Consider the following 19,378-nt stretch of genomic DNA (forward strand, 5'->3'; position numbering starts at 1 on the left):
CGACGATACGGCGGGGGTGCCTATCGTGGAGGCCGTGACCAGTGCGGCGACGACCACGCAGCGCGTGGTCACGACCCCGCTGGGGCGCCGCCGCAGCGACCTGCTCACCAAGCTGCCCGCCGCCGGCGCGCTCGCCTGGGTCCGCGACGGCGAGGGGCTGGTCGGCTGGGGCGAGGTCGACCGGCTCGAGGTGACCGGCCCCGGGGCCCTCGAGCGGGCCGCCGCCTGGTGGGCGCAGCGCTGCGCGGCCGCCGACGTCGTCGACCCGGTGGGGCTGCCCGGGTCGGGTCCGGTGCTGTTCGGCTCGGTGGCCTTCGACCCCGACCGCGGGACGTCGGTGTTCGTCGTCCCGGCGGTGGTGCTGGGCCGGCGCGACGGCCAGACCTGGGTGACCACCACCGGTGACGACCACCCCGAGGTCACCGAGTTCCCCGCCCAGGCCGCCGACGTCTCGATCGGCCGGTTGACCTACACCGACGGCGCCCTGGACCCCGTCACCTGGTGCGGCCGGGTGGCCGAGGCGGTGCGCCGCATCGCCGCCGGCGACCTGGACAAGGTGGTGCTCGCCCGCGACGTCGTGGTCACCGCCGACCACCCCCTCGACCCGCGTCGTCTGCTGCTGCGGCTGGCCGCTCGCTTCCCCTCGTGCTGGACCTTCGCCGTCGAGGGGCTGCTGGGCGCCACCCCCGAGCTGCTGCTGCGCCGCACCGGGGACGTCGTGGAGTCCCGCGTGCTGGCCGGCACCGCCGCGCGCAGCAGCGACCCCGCCGCCGACACCGCCCTGGGCGCGAGCCTGGCCGGCAGCGCCAAGGACCACGCCGAGCACCGCTACGCCATCGACTCGCTCGCCGCCTCGCTGCGTCCTTTCTGCGCCGACCTCGAGGTGCCCGCGCGCCCGGCGGTGCTCACGCTGCCCAACGTGCGGCACCTGTCCAGCGACGTCCGCGGCCACCTGTCCGCCGATGCCCCCGGCCTGCTGGAGCTGCTGGCCGCCGTGCACCCGACGGCCGCCGTCGGGGGGACGCCGACGCCGGCCGCCGTGGAGCTCATCCGCGAGGTCGAGGGCATGGACCGCGGCCGGTACGCCGGGCCGGTCGGCTGGGTCGACGCCCGCGGGGACGGCGAGTTCGGGTTGGCGCTGCGGTGCGCCCAGCTGACCGGGGGGGACGGCGGCGCGGAGGCCCGCCTGTTCGCCGGGTGCGGCATCGTCGGCGACTCCGACCCGATGGCCGAGCTGGCCGAGACCCAGGCCAAGCTCGCCGCCGTCCAGGCCGCCCTCCAGGACTGACCCCGGAACTGGGAATGATTCCCATTAGCTATTAGGGTGGGCGCCATGCTCCCCGGCCTGCCCTCCCGCCCTGCTCACCTGCCGCCCGACGTCGTCGACCGGCTCCGCCGCTGGGTGCGCACGTCCCTGGACCTGGACCTCGACACGGCCGTGCTGGTCACGCAGCTGACCTGCCGCGACGCCGGGTGCGCGCCCGTCGAGACCGTGCTGGCCGTGCTGCGGCCCGGGGAGACCGTTCAGCGCACGATCTCCTCCCCCGCCGAGCTGGTGTCGGTCGCCGACGTCCAGCGCGCGTTCGGCCTCGCCGCATGAGTGCCCCCACCGCCGACAAGGTGCCCGTCACCGTCCTCACCGGCTTCCTCGGCTCGGGCAAGACCACCCTCCTCAACCGCATCCTCACCGAGCAGCACGGTCAGCGGATAGCGGTCATCGAGAACGAGTTCGGCGAGGTCGGCATCGACGACGCCCTGGTCATCGATGCCGAGGAGGAGGTGTTCGAGATGAACAACGGGTGCATCTGCTGCACCGTGCGCGGCGACCTCATCCGCATCCTCGGCACCCTGATGCGCCGCAAGGACCGCTTCGACCGCATCCTCATCGAGACCACCGGGCTCGCCGACCCGGCGCCGGTCGCGCAGACCTTCTTCATGGACGACGAGATCGGCGGCCAGCTGCGCCTGGACGGCATCGTCACCCTCGTCGACGCCGCCCACCTGGTGCAGCACCTCGACGACGAGCGGCCCGACGGCGTGGAGAACGAGGCCGTCGAGCAGATCGCGTTCGCCGACCGCATCGTGCTGAACAAGACCGACCTGGTGGACGCCGGGGAGCTGGCCGAGGTGCGCGCCCGGATCAGCGGGATCAACCGGCTGGCCGACGTCCTGGAGGCAGTGCAGGCCGACGTCGACCTCTCCGCGGTCCTCGACGTCGGCGGGTTCGACCTGGCCCGGGCCCTCGACCTGGACCCGGCCTTCCTCACCGAGAGCGAGCACCAGCACGACCAGACCGTGACCAGCGTCGGCGTCGAGCTCGACGGCGAACTCGACATCGACCGGCTCAACGCCTGGCTCGGCCGGTTGCTCTCGACCAAGGGTGTGGACATCTTCCGCAGCAAGGGCATCCTCGCCGTGCGCGGCATGCCCGAGCGCTACGTGTTCCAGGGCGTGCACATGCTGCTCGACGGCACCCAGGGCGCCCCGTGGGGCGACGCGCCGCGCAGCAACCGTGCCGTGTTCATCGGGCGTGACCTCGACCGGGCCGAGCTCACCGACGGGCTGCGCGCATGCCTGGCCGAACCGGTGCCGGCCTCGTGACCACCGCCCTGGCCCGGCCCGTGCTCTGGACCGCCCGGGTCGACGAGTCGGTGAGCGCCGTGGGCTGGTCGGCCGGCGACGTGCGGGTGGCCGTGGCCGACCTCGGCGGAGCGGTCACGCTGCTGGACGGCCGCGACGGCGCCGTCGTCGCGACGGGCCCGACCCACGACGGCGGCGCGCTGGCCCTGGCCTGGCAGCCCGGCGGCGAGGTGCTGGCCACCGGCGGTGCCGACGGGCGGGTCGTGCTGCTCGGCCCGGCCGGCCCGTGCGTGGTCGAGGTCGGCGGGTGGGTCCAGGCGATGCGCTGGGCCCGCAGCGGGCGTCACCTGGCGGTGGCGACCGGCCGCACCGTGGTGCTGCTCGACCCGGCCGGCGCGGTGCTGGCCCGGTGGGGTGGTCAGCCCAGCACGGTCACCGACGTGGTGTTCAGCCGCGACGGCTCCCGCCTCGGCGTGGCGGCCTACGGGGGGCTGCGCTGGTACGCCGTCTCGGCCTCCGGGGCGTCGGCCGCGGCGGACCCCGTGCGCGTGTTCGACTGGAAGGGTTCGCTGCTCACCGCCCGGGTCACCCCCGACGGCCGCTGGGTGGCCTCGGGCAACCAGGACTCCAGCGTGCACGTGTGGCGACTGTGGACCGGTGAGGACGCCCAGATGGCGGGCTACCCGCAGAAGGTCGACGTCCTCGCCTTCGACCGGCTCAGCCGGTGGATGGCCAACGGCGGCAGCACCGAGGTGCACCTGTGGGACTTCTCCGGACGCGGTCCGGTGGGGCGGTCGCCGTTCGTGCTGCCCGGGCACGACGCCCTGGTCAGCGCGCTCGCCTGGCAGCCGACCGGCAGCCTGCTCGCCTCGGCCGGCCGGGACGGCGGCATCGCCCTGTGGCAGCCCTCGACCACGGGGATCACGGGGCGTCGTCCGCGCGCCCGGTTCACCGCTGGGGCACGGGTCACCGGGCTGACCTGGCAGCCCGGGGGCGGCGCCGTGGTGGCCGGCACCGTCGAGGGCGCCGTGCTGGCGGTGGCGGCATGAGCACGCTGCCCGTCACCGTGCTGTCGGGGTTCCTCGGCGCGGGCACGACGACCTTGTTCAACGGGGTGCTGGCCAACCGCGAGGGGGAACGGGTGGCGGTGGTCGCCAGGACGTGAGCGAGGTCGACCTCGACGCCGATCTGCTGCACCCTCCGCGCGGGGTGGGGCCTCAGGACAGCGCGGCGTGGGCGGCGTCGCGGAGGCGGACGGCGAGGTCGGCCTCGGCGCGCTGGTCACCGCGCACCACGACCACCCGCGGGCCCCCCAGCGCCAGCGCGCCGCGCAGGCCGTCGGGGTCGTGCACCGCGGTGGCGGCCCAGCCCAGGGCCCGGGCCACCGCGACGAGGTCGCGCCCGTGCGGGGTGCCGAACACCCGGCGGTAGCCCGCGGCGTGCTCGGCCCGGCCGGGCTCGAGCTGGGCGAAGATGCCACCGCCGTCGTTGTCGGGGACGACGAGGGTCAGGTCGGGCACCCGTTCGCCGTCGCCGAGCAGCAGCCCCTGCAGGTCGTGCAGGAACGTCAGGTCCCCCATCAGCGCGTACGCCGGACCGCCGCCGGCACCCTGGTGGGCCAGTGCGGCGCCGATCGCGGTGGAGACCGTGCCGTCGATGCCGGCCACGCCCCGGTTGGCCAGCACGGTCAGGCCGGCGCGGGGCACGGCGTAGCGGTCGACGTCGCGCACCGGGTTGGAGGAGCCGAGCACCAGCAGCGCACCGGCCGGCAGCGCGGCGACCAGGTCGCGAGCCAGCCGCGCCGCGGTCAGCCGCGGGTCGGCGTCGAGCACCTCGTCGACGGCCGCCCCGGCGCGCTGGGCGGCCTGCGCCCACTCCTGCGCCCAGCCGTCGGGGACCACGTGCCCCGAGACGTCGCGGCCGCCCACGACCGCGCCCGGGTCGGGCAGCACGCCGGCGACCCGGTGGGTGCCCCGGCCGGCGTCGGGCCAGCCGGGGTGGGGCGTGACGGTGTCCACGACGACGTCGGGGTGGGCCAGCAGCGCCGACACCGGCCGGCTCAGCGTCGGTCGGCCCACCACCACGACCCGGTCGGGCCGGTGCTCGGCGGCCCAGGCCCCCGACCCCAGGAGCAGCGCCGCGCCGCGCACCGAACCCGACCCGCCCCAGGTGCCGCTGCTGGGCTCGCCCAGCACGGGCCACCCGCGCTGCTCGGCGATCACCGAGGTGCCGCGGCCCAGGGCCACCGGGGCGTCGCCGGCGACCACCAGGGTGCGGCGGGACCGCGCGGGCCCGGGCGGGGCACCGGCGGGCGGGGTGGCCAGCATGGGCCCGGGCCCGGTGCCCGGGGTGGCCGCCGTCCAGGGCGCACCGTCGGGGCGACCGGCCCACGCACCCGCGGGCGGGGCCGGCCGGGGGTCGTGCCCGTCGGGCAGCAGGGGCTCGCGCAGCGCCAGGTTGAGGTGCACGGGCCCCGGGTCGCCCGACAGCGCGCCGGTGGCCACCAGCAGCGCCCGGGCCGCCACCGAGCGCCAGTAGCGGTTCTGCGCGGCCTCCCGGCCCTCCTCGGGCACGCCCAGGTCGGTCGCCCAGCGGACGGCCCCGCCGTACAGGCCGACCTGGTCGACGGTCTGGTTGGCGCCGGTGCCGCGCAGCTCGGGGGGCCGGTCGGCGGTGAGCAGCAGCAGCGGGACGCCGGCGTGCGCGGCCTCCAGCGCCGCCGCGTGCAGGTGCGCGGTCGCCGTCCCGGACGTGGTGAGGACCGGGACCGGCCGGCCGGCGGCCTTGGCCAGGCCGAGGGCCAGGAAGGCGCCGGTGCGCTCGTCGATGCGCACGTGCAGCCGCAGCCGGCCCGACAGCTCGGCCTGGTGCAGCGCCAGGGCCACCGGGGCCGAGCGCGAGCCGGGGCAGACGACGGCGTCGGTCACCCCGCCGCGGACCAGCTCGTCGACCAGGACCCGGGCGAAGGCGGTGGAGGGGTTCACGCGGCACGCACCCGCTCGAGGCGGGCCAACCAGCGGCGCTCGGTGTCGGGGTCGGCGGCCGGCAGACGGTCCGGGGCCACCGCCCGCACCGGCAGCGCCCCGTCGACCGGCAGCAGCGGCTCGGTGGTGACGTCGTGGTCGAACAGCGCGACGGTGGCCAGCCCGCAGGCGAAGGGCAGCTCGGGCAGGGCGGCGGCCAGGGCGACCCCGGCGGCGATGCCGACCGAGGACTCCAGCGCCGAGGACACCACGCACGGCAGCCCGTGCGCCCGCGCGACCTCCAGGGCCGCGCGCACGCCGCCCAGCGGCTGCACCTTGAGGACGACGACGTCGCACGCCTCGCGCAGGTCCACCCCGGCCGGGTCCGCGGCCCGACGCACCACCTCGTCGGCGGCCAGGCGGACGTCGACCCGCCGGCGCAGCGCGGCCAGCTCGGCGACGGTGGCGCAGGGCTGCTCGACGTACTCCAGGTCGTACCGGCCCAGCACGGCGATCCGCTCGGCGGCCCGGTCCACCGACCAGGCGGCGTTCGCGTCGACCCGCACGGCCCCACCCGCGCCCAGGGCGTCGCGCACGGCCTCGACCCGGGCCTCGTCGTCGGCGTCGGTCTGCCCGGGCTCGGCGACCTTCACCTTGGCGGTGCGGCAGCCCGACGCCGTCACGATCGCGTGGGCCCGCTCGGGCCCGACCGCCGGCACGGTGCAGTTGACCGGGACGCAGGTGCGCAGCGGCGCCGGCCAGCCCACGGTGGCGGCCTCGACGGCCGCGGCCCACCAGCGCGTGACGTCGGCGTCGGCGTAGTCCCAGAACGGGGAGAACTCGCCCCACCCCGCGGGCCCCTGCACCAGCACCCCGTCGCGCACATCGATGCCGCGGAACCGGGTGCGCAGCGGCGTCGACCACACCCGCACGTCCATCACGGTGCCGAGCCTAGGCTGGGTCCTCGTGGCCCGGCAGCTCTCCCTGGTGACCGCGCCGGCCCCCGGGCCCGCGGTGCTCACCGACGTGTGGCCGCCGCTGCGCGCGGCCCTCGACGGCCGGGCCCCGCTGGCCGTCGTCCCGGCCGACGCCGGGTCCGCCGCCCGCGCACGGGCGGTGCTGCGGCCCGAGGTCCCGCTGGAGGACGGCGCCGACCTGGTCGTGCTCACCTCCGGCTCGACCGGCGACGGCCGCGGGGTCCTGCTGTCGGCCGCCGCGCTGCAGGCGTCGGCGACCGCGACGCTGGACCGGCTGGGCGGACCCGGCGGCTGGGTGCTGGCGCTGCCGGTCAGCGCGGTCGCCGGGCTGCAGGTGCTGGTGCGCTCGGCGCTGGCCGACCAGGCCCCCGCCGTCCTGGCCCCGGGCGAAGCGTTGGCCGACGCGCTCGGGCGGGCGCCGGGCGACCGCCGGTACACCGCGCTGGTGCCCACCCAGCTGCGCCGCTTCCTCGCCGCCGAGCCCGACGCCCTGCGCGCGTTCGACGCCGTCCTGGTCGGCGGCGCCGCCACCGACCCGGCACTGCTGGCCCGGGCCCGCGACGCCGGCGTCCCCGTCGTCACCACCTACGGCATGAGCGAGACCGCCGGCGGTTGCGTCTACGACGGCGTCCCCCTGGACGGCGTGGGGGTGCGCGCCGGTGAGCACGGCATCGAGCTGTCGGGGCCCCAGCTCGCCGCGGGCTACCGGCTGGACCCGTCGGCCACGGCCGAGGTCTTCGTCGACGGCTGGTTCCGCACCCGCGACGCCGGGGCGCTCGGGTCCGACGGGCTGCTGACCGTGCACGGCCGGCTGGACGACGTCGTGGTCACCGGCGGGGTGAACGTCGCCCCGGCGGCGGTGGAGGCCGCGCTGCGCGAGCACCCCGCCGTCGCCGACGCGGTGGTGCTGGGCCGCCCCGACGCGGAGTGGGGCGCCCGCGTGGTCGCCGCCGTCGTCCCCTCCCCCGGTGGCGCACCCGACCTCGCCGTCCTGCGCTCGTGGGTGACCGCGCGGCTGGGTGCACCGGCCGCCCCGAAGGAGCTGCACGTGGTCGACGCCGTCCCGGTGCTGCACACCGGCAAGCCCGACCGCCGCGCGGTCGCCCGACTCATCGGAGGAGCCTGATGGCCACCCCTGCCCAGTGGCTGGCCGGCGCCCGTCCGCGCACGCTGCCCGCCGCCGTCGCCCCCGTGCTGGTCGGCACCGGCGTAGCCGTCGCCCTCGACGGGTTCCGGCTCGGGCCCGCGCTGCTGGCCCTCGTGGTCGCGCTGGCGCTGCAGGTGGGCGTGAACTACGCGAACGACCACTCCGACGGCAAGCGCGGCACCGACGCCGACCGGGTGGGACCGATGCGGCTGGTCGGGTCGGGGGCTGCCTCGGCGCGGGCCGTCCTGGTGGCCGCGCTGCTGTCGTTCGCGGTCGCCGGGGTGGCCGGGCTGGCGCTGGCGGCGGTGTCGTCGTGGTGGCTGGTCGCGGTCGGCGCAGTGAGCATCGCCGCCGCCTGGACCTACACCGGCGGGCCGATCCCCTACGGCTACCGGGCGCTGGGCGAGGTGTTCGTCTTTGTGTTCTTCGGGCTGGTCGCCGTCGTCGGCACCACCTTCGGGCAGACCCGCACCGTCGAGGGGCTGGCCTTCGCCGCCGCGGTGCCGGTCGGCCTGCTCATCACCGCGATCCTGGTGGTCAACAACCTGCGCGACGTGCACGGCGACGCCGCGGTCGGCAAGCGCACCCTGGCGGTGCTGCTGGGCGAGCAGGCCACCCGCTGGTTCTTCGCCGGGCTGGTCGTCGCCGCGTTCGTGGTGGTGGTGGCCGTCGGCGTCGTCCGGCCGTGGGCGCTGCTGGGGTTGCTGGCCGCGCCCGTCGCCGTCCCGCCGGTGCGCACCGTGCTGAGCGGTGCGACCGGGCCGGCGTTGATCGCCGCCCTCGGCGGCACCGGCCGGGCGACGCTGGCGACCGGGGTGGCGTTCGCGCTGGGGCTGGCGCTCAGCTGACGGGGTCGTCGGTGCCCTTCAGCCGGGCGCGGAGGTCCTGCTTGGCCGCCCGGCGGGTGACCGACCGGGCGGCCATGGCCTCGGTCAGCCGCTCGCGCAGCGGCTTGAGCAGCACGAACGACAGCGGCATGGACAGCAGCAGGCCGAAGAGCAGGCCGGGGAAGCTGCCCAGCCCCAGCACCCACAGCAGGGCGACCAGCGCGGCGGCCAGCGCGATGCGGCCGAGGGTGTAGAGCGCCAGCAGCGGCCACACCGACGGCGCGCTGGCCGGCCCCCCGGTCGGGCCCACGGGCCGGTTGGGCTCGCTCGGTGCGGCCATCTCACTCGCTTCGGCCATGGCGGCCCTCCCACTTGGTCGACAGGACGACGGTCGTCCGGGTGCGCGAGACACCCCGGACCCGGTTCAACGCGTTGATGGTGTCCTCGAGTGCCGGGATGTCGGTCACCCGCACCTTGAGGACGTAGCCCTCGGTGCCGGCGGTGCGCCAGCAGTCCTGCACCTGGGGCAGGTCCGACATCGCCTCCAGCATGCCCACGTCGTCGACCTCGTCGCTGTCGATGATGCCGATGAGCGCGGTGACGCCGAGGCCGACCGCGGCGGGGTCGACGACCGCGGTGTAGCCGGTGATGACCCCCGCGGACTCCAGCTTGCCCACCCGCTCGTGCACGGCCGGGGCCGAGAGACCCACCTGGCGGGCGAGCTCGGCGTAGCTGGCGCGCCCGTTGGTCTGCAGCAGGGTCAGCAACTGCTGGTCGACGGCGTCGATGTCGGCCTCCGGGGCAGGGGCAGGGACGGGGCGGCGCAGACACGGGTGCGGCGCGGGGTGTGCGGTGCGCGGGTGTAGGGCTGGGGCCTCGCGGGCACCCCACCGAGTATCGCGCGAGCGCCTACATTGGGGTCTCGGCGGGTCGGGCACGTCTGCGGGGAAGGGTGGACCGGTGGTCTTCTTGGTCATGCTGGTGATCGCCATCGCGGTGGTCGTGCTGGTGATGCGCGCTGCGGCCACCCAGGGTGGCGGCAACGGCGGTGGCAACGGCGGGTTGCGCCGGCCGCCGCGTCCGCGCGGGCCCAAGCCGCCGCCGCGGGTCGTGGCCCCCGACGACGACCCCGACTTCCTGCGCGAGCTCGACCGCCGCACGCGCCGCGACGACGGCACCGCCTCCGCGTAGCCGCACCCGCGGGAACGGCCATGTTGCAGGGGGCCCGGGCCGCGCGGGGCGTGGTCTGGGGGGCGACGGGGTCCTTCCTCAGGCGGCGCTGGTCGACCCGCCGCCGAACAGCCGCCGCCAGCCCCCGCGCCGGGTCGGCGCCTGCTCGACCTCGTCGCTCCCGTCCTCGGCCGCCGCGGCGTCGAGGGCGGCCAGCACGGAGCCGTCGTCCTTCGGGTGGTCGTCCTCGGGGTGGTCGTCCTCGGCGGTGACCGCCGGACCGGTGTCTCCGCGGTGGGTGTCGTGCGGCGCCGGCTGGCCGCTGGTGGGCCACCCGATGCCCTCCCCGCGGTGCGGCTCCTGCGGCCACCCCACCGGGGAGCCGGCGTCGGCGGCACCCAGCGGCGGGCGGGGCTGGGCGCCGGCCTGACCGCGCTGCTGCAGAGCCGTGGCCACGATGGGGTGGACGACGGCGCCGTCGGCCGCGCTGTGCTTACCCACGGTGAGGTCCCCTGCGCTCGCTCATGTCAGCAGGGTCGCACGTCAGGCCCTGGCGGGCAGCCTGGACACCGCCGGATCCCCCGATCGGGGATCACGGAGAGTGACCCAGGGGTCAGTTCAGCCCGCCGTAGGAGTGCAGCCCGGTGGACACCATGTTCACGTAGAGCAGGTTGAAGACCATGACGCCGAGGCCGACCACGTTGACCCAGGCGGAGGGGCGGCCGCGCCAGCCGGCCGTGGTGCGGGCGTGCAGGTAGGCGGCGTACACCACCCAGGCGATGAACGCCCACGTCTCCTTGGGGTCCCAGCCCCAGAACCGACCCCAGGCGCTCTCGGCCCAGATGGCGCCGGCGATGACCGCGAAGGTCCAGATCGGGAAACCGAACACCGCGGTGCGGTGCGCCGTGCGGTCGAGCGCGGCGGCCGAGGGGAGCCGGTGCACGATGCGCGACAGCGGCGCCTGACCGGCGGCCAGCTTGGCCTCGTACCGGCTGCGCACCAGGTACATGACGCTGGCGATGCCCGAGACGAAGAAGATGCCGAAGCCGAGGATGGCCGTGGTGACGTGCACCGCGAGCCAGGCCGAGCGCAGGGCGGCCACCAGCGGACCGGCCTGGGCGTACAGGAACAGCCCGATGCCCACCATGGAGAGCACCACGGGGGCGAGCACGAAGATGCCGATGTGCCGCAGGGCCGGCGTGCGCACGGCCAGCACCAGGTAGACCACGACCGCGACCAGCACGACGGCCGTGCCGAACTCGTACATGTTGCCCCAGGGCAGCCGGCCGGTGGCCATGCCGCGGGTGACCAGCACACCGGTGTGCACGAGGGCGCCGACGAGCGTGAGCCCCATGGCGACCATGCCCCAGCGGCGGGCGCGCGCGGGCTCGTCGTCCGCACCCGGCGCGACAGGGGCAGCAGGGCCGGCGGGCGCGCCACCGGCGGCGACCAGCTCGCGGGCCGGGGCGACCGCGCGCCCGAAGGCCAGCTCGGCGCAGAAGGCGACGACCGCCAGGGAGTAGAGCCCCACCGACACCGAGAACAGGGTGTCCGACAGCGCGGCGAGCGTTTCGTCTGTCACGAGCTGGGGTTCTCCTCGGTGCGGGCGCGGCGGGCCAGGGCGGCCGCGACGTCGTCGGTGAGTGCGGTGAAGCGTGGCGCGGTGTCGGCGCTGCCCCGGGTGAGCGCACCGATGGCCAGGACGGTACCCGCGCCGCCACCGCGGGCGGCCCCCGCGCGGGCGAAGACCCGCTCCCGGCGGAGCAGCAGCATGCCCAGCAGGCCGACCAGGATGGCGATCGCCGAGACCAGCACCCACAGCTGGCCGGGGTCGTGGGAGACCTGCATGGCGGCGAACTGCTTGAGGCCGGAGAACGTGATCACGGTGCCGTCGGCCAGGGTGGTCGACTCACCCACCGACAGGTTGGCCGCACCGACCCGCTCGAGGGTGCCGCGGTCGATCTGGGTCTGGTCGACCGAGTAGACGTTCTGCGGGATCCCCGAGTCCAGGCCGAGGTAGCCCTCGTACACGAACAGGGCGACCTGCGGGTCCAGCGGCCGGGGGTCGATGGAGGTGAGCACGCCTCCCTGCATCGAGCCGGTGGGGGCGAAGAAACCCTCCAGGGCCAGCTGCTCGTCGCTGCCGGGCACGTCGGGCAGCTTGAGCGCACCCTGGCTGGACATCGTCGCGGTGTCCGAGGGCAGGAACGGGGCGGAGACGTCGGTGAAGGAGTCACCGTTCGGGAAGGTCACGCTGAACACCGGCGAGAAGCCGTGGCCGGTGACGTAGACCCGGTCGCCCTCGAAGCGCAGCGGGTCGTTGACCCCGATCGTCGTGGCGCGGCTGGCCGACCCGGCCAGGCCGTAGGAGATGTCGGCGGTGAACGACGCGGCCGTGAGGTTGTCCTCGTACTCGGCCCGGAAGTCCTCGAGGGTGACGCACAGCGGCGTCATGTCGGCGGTGTCGACCAGCGCGCCCTCGCTGTGGTTGTCGTACTGCTGGAAGGTGTTGCAGAACCGGTCGCCCTCGGTGACCAGGATGCTGCCCTCGTACCCCCACAGCTTCCCCCCGGCCAGGCCCAGCAGCAACGCGAGCAGGGCGAGGTGGAAGACGACGTTGCCCGTCTCCTTCAGGAAGCCCTTCTCCGCCGACAGCTCGGGGCCGTGCGCGCCGTCGCGGCGGACCACCCGGAACCGGCGGACCCGCAGCTCCTCCTCCACCGCGTCGAGCGCCTCGGTGGCGGGCAGCGGGGTGTCCAGCGCCCGGTTGTCGGGCAGCCGGTGCAGGTGCCGCGGCGCCGGCGGCGGCGCCGCGACCACCGCGCGGGCGTGCTCGACGGCCCGGGGCAGCACGCAGCCGATCAGGGAGAGGAACAGCAGCAGGTAGATCGCGGCGAACCACGGCGAGCTGAAGACGTCGAACAGGTAGAGCTTGTCCAGCACCGGCGCCAGGTCGGGGTGCTCGGCGAAGTAGCCGCTGACCTGGCTCTGCGACAGCGACCGCTGGGGCAGCAGGGACCCGGGGATGGCGGCGACGGCGAGCAGGAAGAGCAGGACCAGCGCCGTCCGCATCGCCGTCAGCGACCGCCACCACCGCAGCAGCGTCGAGGAGACCTTCTGCACGGGAGCCGCCCTGCGAGGCGACGGACGAGGCGCGGGCCGCTCGACGGTGGTGGTCACAGGAAGAACTCCCCGAACCCGGTGGACCCCAGCCACGAGCGGAACCAGAGCATGCCCTCACCCCACAGGCCGGTCAGCAGCAGCAGCCCGACGACGACGAGCACGGCGCCGCCGAACCGGCTGACCGCGGCGGCGTGGCGCCGCAGGAACGTGGTGGCCCCGACCGCCCAGCGGGCGCCGAGGGCGACCAGGACGAAGGGGATGCCCAGCCCGAGGCAGTAGGCGACCCCGAGGAAGGCTCCCCGGGCCGCGGTGGCCTCGGAGAAGGCCAGCGAGTTGACCGCACCCAGCGTCGGTCCGAGGCAGGGCGTCCACCCCAGCCCGAACACCACACCGAGGAGCGGGGCCCCGGCCAGGCCCGCGGCCGGCTTCAGGGAGAGCTTCTTCGTGCGCTGCAGGAACGGGATCCAGCCCAGGAAGCCCAGGCCGACCAGCACGGTGACCCCACCCATGACGCGGGTGATCTCGTCGTTGTAGACGGCCAGCCAACGACCGAGGCCCCCGAACGCGGCGCCGAAGGAGACGAAGACCGCGGTGAAGCCGAGCACGAACAGCACGGCGCCGACCACCATGCGTCCCCGGGGCGGGCGCTCGTCGGCCCGCACCGCGGTGGCCACTGCACCCCCGCCGTCCCCGTCCGGTCGCGGCGTCCGCGTGCGGGCACCGCTGCCGACCAGGCCGGTGACGTAGGAGAGGTAACCGGGCACCAGCGGCAGCACGCACGGCGACGCGAAGCTGATCAGCCCCACCAGGGCGGAGACGGCCGCGGCGACCAGCAACGGACCGTCGGTGACCAGACCGGCGAAGGTGCTGCCCACCTCAGCCCTCCGCCAGCAGCTGGTCGAGCGTGGACCGCAGGTCGTCCTCGCTCACCGCGGCGGTGAACACCGCGGCCACGCGCTGCTGCCGGTCCAGCACGATCGTCGACGGGATGGCCCGGGTCGGGAAGTCGCGGAAGGCCAGGGCGACCTCGCTGGCGGGGTCGTAGAGCGACGGGAAGGTCAGCCCCTTGTCGGCCACGAACGCCTGGGCCAGCTGCTGCTGGTCCTTGACATTCAGGCCCAGGAACTGGACACCGTCGTCGCGCAGGTCCTGGTGGACGCGCTCGAACTCCGGGCTCTCGACGCGGCAGGGGGCGCACCACGACGCCCAGACGTTGAGCACGGCGATGTCGCCGGCGAGCTCGTCGGAGCTCCAGTCGCCCCCGTCCAGCAACGTCCCGGAGAACTCCGGCGCCGACTGCCGCTCGTCCTCGGCGATCACCCCGCCGGACGGCGTGCCCTGCACGAACCGGAACTCCCCGCCGTTGTTGACGTCGACCTGGCCCGACCCGGTCGAGCAGCCCGCCACCGCGAGCGCGGTCAGGACGGCGAGGGCCAGCTTCCTCATGCCCCGCCCACCGTGCCCTTCCCGGCCGGGCCCGCCGGCTCGGCGTAGTCGACCCGCACCAGCTCGTCGCCGGCCCAGGTCAGCGAGGTGACGCTGGCCAGCCCGCACTGCCGCCGCCGGGGGTCGTGCACGTAGCTGCGGCCCTCGACGGTCAGCCGCAGCACCCAGATGGGCAGCTGGTGGCTGACGCAGACGGCCGCCGAGCCGCGCGCGGCGTCGCGGGCGGTGTGCACCGCGCCCAGCATCCGCTCGGCGATCTCCCGGTAGGGCTCGCCCCAGGACGGCCGGAACGGGTTGCGCAGCCGCCACCAGTTGGCCGGGTGCTTGAGCGCGCCGTCCCCGACGCCGAAGGTCTGGCCCTCGAACTGGTTGCCGGCCTCGACCAGCCGCTCGTCGGTGGCGATCGGCAGGTCGAGCGCCTCGGCGATGGGCGCCGCGGTCTCCTGTGCGCGCTGCAGCGGGGAGGCGACCAGGTGGGTGATCGGACGGTGCTGGCCGAACCAGTCGGCGGCGGTGCGGGCCATGCCGTGCCCGGCGTCGGAGAGGTGGAACCCGGGCAGCCGGCCGTAGAGCACACCGGTCGGGTTGAACACCTCACCGTGCCGCATCACGTGGACGGTGGTGAACGGCCGCGTCCCGGGTTCCCGCGCGAGCTCGCGAGCGGAGGGGAGGACGGGGTCCGTCACGGCTGCAGGGCCTGGGCGTCGTGCGAGACCGTCGGTGCGGCACCCGGGGTGGCCGCGGCGGCCGCGCGGGCGGCGGCGGGCAGCGCGTCGAGCACGCGCTGCACGGCCTCGTCGTCCATGGCGGCGTTGACGAACCAGGACTCGAAGGCCGAGGGCGGCAGGTACACCCCGTCGGCCAGCATCGAGTGGAAGAACGCCGTGTGCTGCGCCGTCTCCTGGGTGCGCGCGTCGTCGTAGTCGCGCACGACGCGGCCGTCGGGGACGAAGAAGACGGAGAACATCGACCCGGCGGTCTGCAGGCGGTGCGCGACCCCCGCCGCGGCGAGGGCGTCGGTGAGGGCGCCCGAGATCGTGGCGGCGACGGCGTCGCAGCGGGCGTAGACCTCGTCGGTGCAGTGCTGCAGCGTGGTGAGCCCGGCGGCGACCGCGACGGGGTTCCCGGCCAGCGTGCCGGCCTGGTAGACCGGGCCGAGCGGGGCCAGCTGCTGCATGAGCTCGCGGCGGCCGCCGAAGGCCGCGGCCGGCAGACCGCCACCCATGACCTTGCCGAAGGTGACCAGGTCGGCGTCGTAGTGCTCGTGCCCGTGCCAACCCGCGCGGCTGACCCGGAAGCCGGTCATCACCTCGTCGACCAGCAGCAGCGCGCCGTGCGCGGCGGTGATCCGCCGCAGCTCGGCGTTGAACCCGTCGAGCGGCGGGACGACGCCCATGTTGCCGGCGGCGGCCTCGGTGGCGACGACGGCGATCTCGCTGCCGCGCTCGGCGAACACGGCCTCGACGGCGGCGACGTCGTTGTAGGGCAGCACGACCGTGTCGGCGGCGGCTCCGGTGGTGACGCCGGGGGTGTCGGGCAGCCCGAGCGTGGCCACCCCGGAGCCGGCCGCGGCCAGCAGGGCGTCGACGTGGCCGTGGTAGCAGCCGGCGAACTTGACGACGACGGACCGGCCGGTGGCGCCGCGGGCCAGCCGGATCGCCGAGAGCACCGCCTCGGTGCCGGAGTTGACCAGCCGGACCTGCTCGACGCCGGCGCGGTCGACGATCTCCGCGGCCAGGTCGACCTCGCCGGCGGTGGGTGTGCCGAAGGAGAAGCCGCGGGAGGCCGCCTCGGTCACCGCGGCGACGACGGCGGGGTGCGCGTGGCCCAGGATCATCGGGCCCCACGAGCTGACCAGGTCGACGTAGCGGCGGCCGTCGACGTCGGTGATCCACGGACCCGACCCCGAGGCCATGAACCGCGGGGTGCCGCCGACGGCGCGGAAGGCGCGCACGGGCGAGTTCACCCCGCCGGGGGTCACGGCGGCGGCGCGCTCGAACAGGTCGGCCGAGGCCGGCGCTCCGTAGGGGTAGGCCTCGTGGGCGTCGCGCGGGTAGCTCACGGCTCCACTGTCCCAGGCTGCTCCGACGAACCGGTGGCCCCCGTCAGAGCTGTGCGCAGGGCAACCGTCAGCTGTGCGGGCCGGCGGGTGGGCACGAGCACCGTCGTCCCGTCGGTGCGGCGCAGCGGCAGGCCGACTCGGCCCTTCGGGACGTCGGCGCCGCCGCCCAGCACGGGTGCCCCGACGTCCACGCCGACCTCGCCGGACAGCGACGTCGGGTCGACCTCGGTCAGCGGCAACCGCTCGCGGCCGACGGTCAGCCCGGCGTCCGGGCCGCGGTCGACGACGGTGACCGTCCACACCCGGTTGGCCGACACGGTCCCGGCCGCGACGATGCCGAGCACCGCCACGACGGCGACCACCCAGACCAGCAGCGGCACGTCCTGGCCGGGGAGCACGGCGTCGAGCACGGCCAGGACGACGAACGCCCAGACCATCGACCAGAGCGTGCGCCAGGACCCGCCGGGCTCGCGGTAGGTCACCGCAACCAGCCGGCGGCCTCGACCGCCCAGTACGTCAGGACCGTGCCCGCGCCGGCGCGGCGGATCGAGGTCAGGGTCTCGAGGATCGCCCGGCGGCGGTCGAGCATGCCGCGCTCGGCGGCCGCCTCGACCATCGCGTACTCACCGCTGACCTGGTAGGCGCTGACCGGGACGTCGACGGCGTCGGCGACCTGCCGCACGATGTCCAGGTAGGGCAGCGCGGGCTTGACCATGACGGCGTCGGCGCCCTCGGCGAGGTCCTGGGCCACCTCGCGCAGCGCCTCGGCGGCGTTGGGCGGGTCCATCTGGTAGGTCGAGCGGTCACCGAACTGCGGCGCACCCTCGGCGGCCTCGCGGAACGGGCCGTAGAAGCCCGAGGCGTACTTGGCGGCGTAGGCCAGGATCGGCACCTCGGTGAACGCGGCGGAGTCCAGCCCGGCCCGGATGGCGGCGACCTGGCCGTCCATCATCCCGCTGGGGGCGACCAGGTGCGCCCCGGCCTGGGCCTGGGCGATCGCGACGGCGGCGTAGCGGTCCAACGTCGGGTCGTTGTCCACGACGCCCGCCGGGGTGACCACGCCGCAGTGGCCGTGGTCGGTGTACTCGCACAGGCACAGGTCGGCCATGAGCACGAGCTCGTCGCCCAGGTCGGCGCGCAGCTGCTGCAGGGCGACGTTGACCACGCCGTCGGCGGCGTCGGCCTGGGAGCCCACCGGGTCCTTGTCGGCGGGGATGCCGAACAGCATCAGCCCGCCGATGCCGGCCTCGGCGGCCTCCGCGGCGGCCGTGCGCACCGACTCCTGCGTGTGCTGCACGACCCCGGGCATCGAGGAGATCGGCTGCGGCTCGGTGATGCCCTGCTTGACGAACACCGGCAGCACGAAGTCGGCGGGGGCCAGCCGGGTCTGCGCGGTCAACCGGCGCATCGCCGGCGTCGAGCGCAGCCGCCGTCCCCGCGCGAAACCCGGGCTGGCACCCCCACGCCGCCCTGCGCCGAGAGTCCGCCCCGCCGTCACTCCGCGGACCCGGCCTCGGCGCGGCGGGCCTCGGCGAACGCGGCGAGCGCGTCGACCAGCGGACCGACCGCGGCGGTCTCGGGCTGGACGTCGACCCGCAGGCCGAACTCGGTGGCACTGGCCGCGGTGGCGGGGCCGATGACCGAGACGACGGTGCGGGCGTGCGGCTTGCCGGCGATCCCGACCAGGTTGCGCACGGTCGAGGACGACGTGAAGCAGACGGCGTCGAAGCCGCCGCCCTTGATCGCCTCGCGCACGGCGGCGGCCGGCGGGGCGGCGCGCACGGTGCGGTAGGCGGTGACGTCGTCGACCTCCCAGCCGCGCTCCTTCAGGCCCGCGGTCAGGGTCTCGGTGGCGATGTCGGCGCGGGGCAGCAGCACCCGGTCGATCGGGTCGAAGACGTCGTCGTAGGGCGGGAAGTCCACGAGCAGGCCCTCGGAGGACTGCTCGCCGGAGGGCACCAGCTCGGGCACGATGCCGAACTCGCGCACGGCCTCGGCGGTCTGCTCGCCGACGCAGGCGACCTTGACCCCGGCGAAGGCGCGGGCGTCCAGGCCCAGCTCGACGAACTTCTCGCGGACGGCGCGCACCGCGTTGGTGGAGGTGAAGACGATCCACCCGTAGCGGCCGGTGACCAGGCCCTTGACCGCACGGTCCATCTGGGCCGCGCTGCGCGGGGGCTCCACGGCGATGGTGGGCACCTCCACCGGGACGGCGCCGTAGGCGCGCAGCCGCTCGCTCATGTCGCCGGCCTGCTCCTTGGTGCGGGGCACCAGCACCCGCCAGCCGAACAGCGGGCGGGACTCCCACCAACCCAGCCGGGCGCGCTTGTCCACGACCGACCCGATGGTGGCCACGACCGACCCGGTGAAGGACTCGGTGCCGGCGTCCTTCTCCGCGACCGCGCCCAGCTTGGCCACGACGCTCTTCTGCGCGGTGCTGGAGCCGTCGGCGGTGACCACCACGGAGGTCGCGGCGGACATGCCGCCCTCGAGGAGGCCGGCGGCCACGAGCGGCAGCTGGTCGGCGGCGACCTGCAGCACGAGCGGGCTGCCGGTGCCGGTGGCGGCGGCGGCGAGCGCGGCCAGGTCGACCGGGTCCTCGCCGCGCAGGTCGGCCTGCACGGAACCCGCGCCCACGGCCACGCCGGCGAACGCGGGCACGGCGCTGCCCACGGCCACGCCGGGGACGACGTCGAAGGGCACGCTGGTGCGGGTCACGGCCAGCACCTCCTTGACCACCAGGTCGGTGGTGAAGGGGTCGCCGGCCACCAGCCGGACGACGACGGAGCCCCCCTTGGCGGCGGCCACGGCGGACTTGGCGACCTCGGCCGGCTCGCCGGTGGCGACGGCCAGCTCGAGGTCGGGGTGCGCCTCGCGCACGGCGTCGGTCAGCGGGGCCGGGACCTCGGCGTCGACCAGCACGAGGTCGGCGGCGGCCAGCGCCTCGGCGGCGCGGGTGGTCAGCATGCCGGGGTCACCGGGGCCGGCTCCGACGAAGACGACTCGGCCGGACTGCTTGCGTGAGCGCGTCATCGCGTGCTCTCCATCTCCGACCCCGAGGTGGGGTCGCTTGCGGTCGAACA

Annotated in this window: 22 protein-coding genes; 8 read left to right on the forward strand and 14 right to left on the reverse strand. The window is 75.8% G+C overall.

Annotated features, from left to right (window positions below; translation table 11 throughout):
* Positions 1 to 34 precede the first annotated feature (34 nt).
* Genes TEK04_RS00325 through TEK04_RS00345 form a run of 5 tightly spaced genes read left to right on the forward strand, consistent with a single transcriptional unit; the run spans position 35 to position 3,745 of the window.
* Positions 35 to 1,288, forward strand: a complete 1,254-nt coding sequence (locus TEK04_RS00325) for an isochorismate synthase (protein ID WP_336402290.1) — start codon at positions 35 to 37, stop codon at positions 1,286 to 1,288.
* A 45-nt stretch (positions 1,289 to 1,333) separates the two neighbouring features.
* On the forward strand, positions 1,334 to 1,600 hold the full coding sequence (locus tag TEK04_RS00330; protein ID WP_336402291.1) for a hypothetical protein: 267 nt from the start codon (positions 1,334 to 1,336) through the stop codon (positions 1,598 to 1,600).
* Positions 1,597 to 2,601 (forward strand): CobW family GTP-binding protein, encoded by a 1,005-nt coding sequence (locus tag TEK04_RS00335; protein WP_336402292.1) that lies wholly within the window; start codon positions 1,597 to 1,599, stop codon positions 2,599 to 2,601. The genes TEK04_RS00330 and TEK04_RS00335 overlap by 4 nt, the downstream gene beginning before the upstream one ends.
* Positions 2,571 to 3,629 carry a WD40 repeat domain-containing protein gene (locus TEK04_RS00340; protein ID WP_336402293.1) on the forward strand — a complete coding sequence of 353 codons (1,059 nt, stop codon included), beginning with the start codon at positions 2,571 to 2,573 and terminating at the stop codon, positions 3,627 to 3,629. The genes TEK04_RS00335 and TEK04_RS00340 overlap by 31 nt, the downstream gene beginning before the upstream one ends.
* A complete protein-coding gene (locus TEK04_RS00345) occupies positions 3,626 to 3,745 on the forward strand; it encodes a GTP-binding protein (protein ID WP_336402294.1) in 120 nt (39 codons plus the stop codon). The genes TEK04_RS00340 and TEK04_RS00345 overlap by 4 nt, the downstream gene beginning before the upstream one ends.
* Before the next feature lie 52 nt (positions 3,746 to 3,797).
* Here TEK04_RS00345 and menD read toward each other — a convergent pair whose 3' ends face one another.
* Together menD and TEK04_RS00355 are read right to left on the reverse strand one after the other, a co-directional pair.
* Entirely contained in the window at positions 3,798 to 5,564 is a 1,767-nt protein-coding gene (gene menD / locus TEK04_RS00350; protein ID WP_336402295.1) for a 2-succinyl-5-enolpyruvyl-6-hydroxy-3-cyclohexene-1-carboxylic-acid synthase, read from the reverse strand.
* The gene (locus TEK04_RS00355) at positions 5,561 to 6,481 is read right to left on the reverse strand and encodes an o-succinylbenzoate synthase (RefSeq protein ID WP_336402584.1); all 921 of its coding nucleotides are present in this window, start codon (positions 6,479 to 6,481) and stop codon (positions 5,561 to 5,563) included. Before TEK04_RS00355 ends, menD begins: the two co-directional genes overlap by 4 nt.
* 28 nt (positions 6,482 to 6,509) lie before the next feature.
* Here TEK04_RS00355 and menE point away from each other — a divergent pair, with 28 nt between their 5' ends.
* Positions 6,510 to 7,646 (forward strand): o-succinylbenzoate--CoA ligase, encoded by a 1,137-nt coding sequence (gene menE, locus TEK04_RS00360; RefSeq protein ID WP_336402296.1) that lies wholly within the window; start codon positions 6,510 to 6,512, stop codon positions 7,644 to 7,646.
* Entirely contained in the window at positions 7,646 to 8,515 is an 870-nt protein-coding gene (locus tag TEK04_RS00365) for a 1,4-dihydroxy-2-naphthoate polyprenyltransferase (RefSeq protein ID WP_336402297.1), read from the forward strand. The genes menE and TEK04_RS00365 overlap by 1 nt, the downstream gene beginning before the upstream one ends.
* On the opposite strand, the gene TEK04_RS00370 is transcribed toward TEK04_RS00365, so the two are convergent.
* Together TEK04_RS00370 and TEK04_RS00375 are read right to left on the reverse strand one after the other, a co-directional pair.
* Positions 8,508 to 8,852 (reverse strand): DUF4229 domain-containing protein, encoded by a 345-nt coding sequence (locus TEK04_RS00370; protein ID WP_336402298.1) that lies wholly within the window; start codon positions 8,850 to 8,852, stop codon positions 8,508 to 8,510. The genes TEK04_RS00365 and TEK04_RS00370 overlap by 8 nt on opposite strands.
* Entirely contained in the window at positions 8,836 to 9,321 is a 486-nt protein-coding gene (locus tag TEK04_RS00375; RefSeq protein WP_336402585.1) for an Lrp/AsnC family transcriptional regulator, read from the reverse strand. The genes TEK04_RS00370 and TEK04_RS00375 overlap by 17 nt, the downstream gene beginning before the upstream one ends.
* Before the next feature lie 133 nt (positions 9,322 to 9,454).
* Between TEK04_RS00375 and TEK04_RS00380 the strand changes: the two genes are divergently transcribed.
* Positions 9,455 to 9,685: a hypothetical protein gene (locus TEK04_RS00380; RefSeq protein WP_336402299.1), complete on the forward strand. Its 231-nt coding sequence runs from the start codon at positions 9,455 to 9,457 to the stop codon at positions 9,683 to 9,685.
* Between the two features lie 78 nt (positions 9,686 to 9,763).
* Here TEK04_RS00380 and TEK04_RS00385 read toward each other — a convergent pair whose 3' ends face one another.
* The 10 genes from TEK04_RS00385 to TEK04_RS00430 all read right to left on the reverse strand — a co-directional run bounded on the left by TEK04_RS00385 (position 9,764) and on the right by TEK04_RS00430 (position 19,328).
* On the reverse strand, positions 9,764 to 10,165 hold the full coding sequence (locus tag TEK04_RS00385) for a hypothetical protein (protein WP_336402300.1): 402 nt from the start codon (positions 10,163 to 10,165) through the stop codon (positions 9,764 to 9,766).
* 112 nt (positions 10,166 to 10,277) lie between these two features.
* Positions 10,278 to 11,246, reverse strand: coding sequence for a c-type cytochrome biogenesis protein CcsB (ccsB, locus tag TEK04_RS00390; protein WP_336402301.1), 969 nt, complete (start codon positions 11,244 to 11,246; stop codon positions 10,278 to 10,280).
* Complete coding sequence (gene resB / locus TEK04_RS00395; RefSeq protein ID WP_336402302.1) at positions 11,243 to 12,787, reverse strand: cytochrome c biogenesis protein ResB; 1,545 nt, start codon at positions 12,785 to 12,787, stop codon at positions 11,243 to 11,245. The genes ccsB and resB overlap by 4 nt, the downstream gene beginning before the upstream one ends.
* Positions 12,788 to 12,840: 53 nt before the next feature.
* Complete coding sequence (locus TEK04_RS00400; RefSeq protein WP_336402303.1) at positions 12,841 to 13,662, reverse strand: cytochrome c biogenesis CcdA family protein; 822 nt, start codon at positions 13,660 to 13,662, stop codon at positions 12,841 to 12,843.
* Between the two features lies 1 nt (position 13,663).
* On the reverse strand, positions 13,664 to 14,233 hold the full coding sequence (locus TEK04_RS00405; RefSeq protein WP_336402304.1) for a TlpA family protein disulfide reductase: 570 nt from the start codon (positions 14,231 to 14,233) through the stop codon (positions 13,664 to 13,666).
* Positions 14,230 to 14,841 carry a histidine phosphatase family protein gene (locus TEK04_RS00410; protein WP_336402305.1) on the reverse strand — a complete coding sequence of 204 codons (612 nt, stop codon included), beginning with the start codon at positions 14,839 to 14,841 and terminating at the stop codon, positions 14,230 to 14,232. Before TEK04_RS00410 ends, TEK04_RS00405 begins: the two co-directional genes overlap by 4 nt.
* Before the next feature lie 74 nt (positions 14,842 to 14,915).
* Positions 14,916 to 16,295, reverse strand: coding sequence for a glutamate-1-semialdehyde 2,1-aminomutase (gene hemL / locus TEK04_RS00415; protein WP_336402306.1), 1,380 nt, complete (start codon positions 16,293 to 16,295; stop codon positions 14,916 to 14,918).
* The gene (locus TEK04_RS00420; RefSeq protein ID WP_336402307.1) at positions 16,292 to 16,777 is read right to left on the reverse strand and encodes a hypothetical protein; all 486 of its coding nucleotides are present in this window, start codon (positions 16,775 to 16,777) and stop codon (positions 16,292 to 16,294) included. The genes hemL and TEK04_RS00420 overlap by 4 nt, the downstream gene beginning before the upstream one ends.
* Positions 16,774 to 17,793: a porphobilinogen synthase gene (gene hemB / locus TEK04_RS00425; protein ID WP_336402308.1), complete on the reverse strand. Its 1,020-nt coding sequence runs from the start codon at positions 17,791 to 17,793 to the stop codon at positions 16,774 to 16,776. Before hemB ends, TEK04_RS00420 begins: the two co-directional genes overlap by 4 nt.
* Positions 17,790 to 19,328, reverse strand: coding sequence for a uroporphyrinogen-III synthase (locus TEK04_RS00430; RefSeq protein WP_336402309.1), 1,539 nt, complete (start codon positions 19,326 to 19,328; stop codon positions 17,790 to 17,792). The genes hemB and TEK04_RS00430 overlap by 4 nt, the downstream gene beginning before the upstream one ends.
* Between the last annotated feature and the right edge of the window lie 50 nt (positions 19,329 to 19,378).

Source organism: Klenkia sesuvii (assembly GCF_037083825.1).
Lineage (GTDB): Bacteria > Actinomycetota > Actinomycetes > Mycobacteriales > Geodermatophilaceae > Klenkia > Klenkia sesuvii.

Excerpts from the sequence above, each read along its gene's own strand:
- TEK04_RS00330 (WP_336402291.1), top strand. The coding sequence starts at position 1,334 with ATGCTCCCCGGCCTGCCCTCCCGCCCTGCTCACCTGCCGCCCGACGTC.
- TEK04_RS00335 (WP_336402292.1), top strand. The coding sequence starts at position 1,597 with ATGAGTGCCCCCACCGCCGACAAGGTGCCCGTCACCGTCCTCACCGGC.
- TEK04_RS00340 (WP_336402293.1), top strand. The coding sequence starts at position 2,571 with ATGCCTGGCCGAACCGGTGCCGGCCTCGTGACCACCGCCCTGGCCCGG.
- TEK04_RS00345 (WP_336402294.1), top strand. The coding sequence starts at position 3,626 with ATGAGCACGCTGCCCGTCACCGTGCTGTCGGGGTTCCTCGGCGCGGGC.
- TEK04_RS00355 (WP_336402584.1), bottom strand. The coding sequence starts at position 6,481 with ATGGACGTGCGGGTGTGGTCGACGCCGCTGCGCACCCGGTTCCGCGGC.
- TEK04_RS00365 (WP_336402297.1), top strand. The coding sequence starts at position 7,646 with ATGGCCACCCCTGCCCAGTGGCTGGCCGGCGCCCGTCCGCGCACGCTG.
- TEK04_RS00370 (WP_336402298.1), bottom strand. The coding sequence starts at position 8,852 with ATGGCCGAAGCGAGTGAGATGGCCGCACCGAGCGAGCCCAACCGGCCC.
- TEK04_RS00405 (WP_336402304.1), bottom strand. The coding sequence starts at position 14,233 with ATGAGGAAGCTGGCCCTCGCCGTCCTGACCGCGCTCGCGGTGGCGGGC.
- TEK04_RS00410 (WP_336402305.1), bottom strand. The coding sequence starts at position 14,841 with ATGCGGCACGGTGAGGTGTTCAACCCGACCGGTGTGCTCTACGGCCGG.
- TEK04_RS00430 (WP_336402309.1), bottom strand. The coding sequence starts at position 19,328 with ATGACGCGCTCACGCAAGCAGTCCGGCCGAGTCGTCTTCGTCGGAGCC.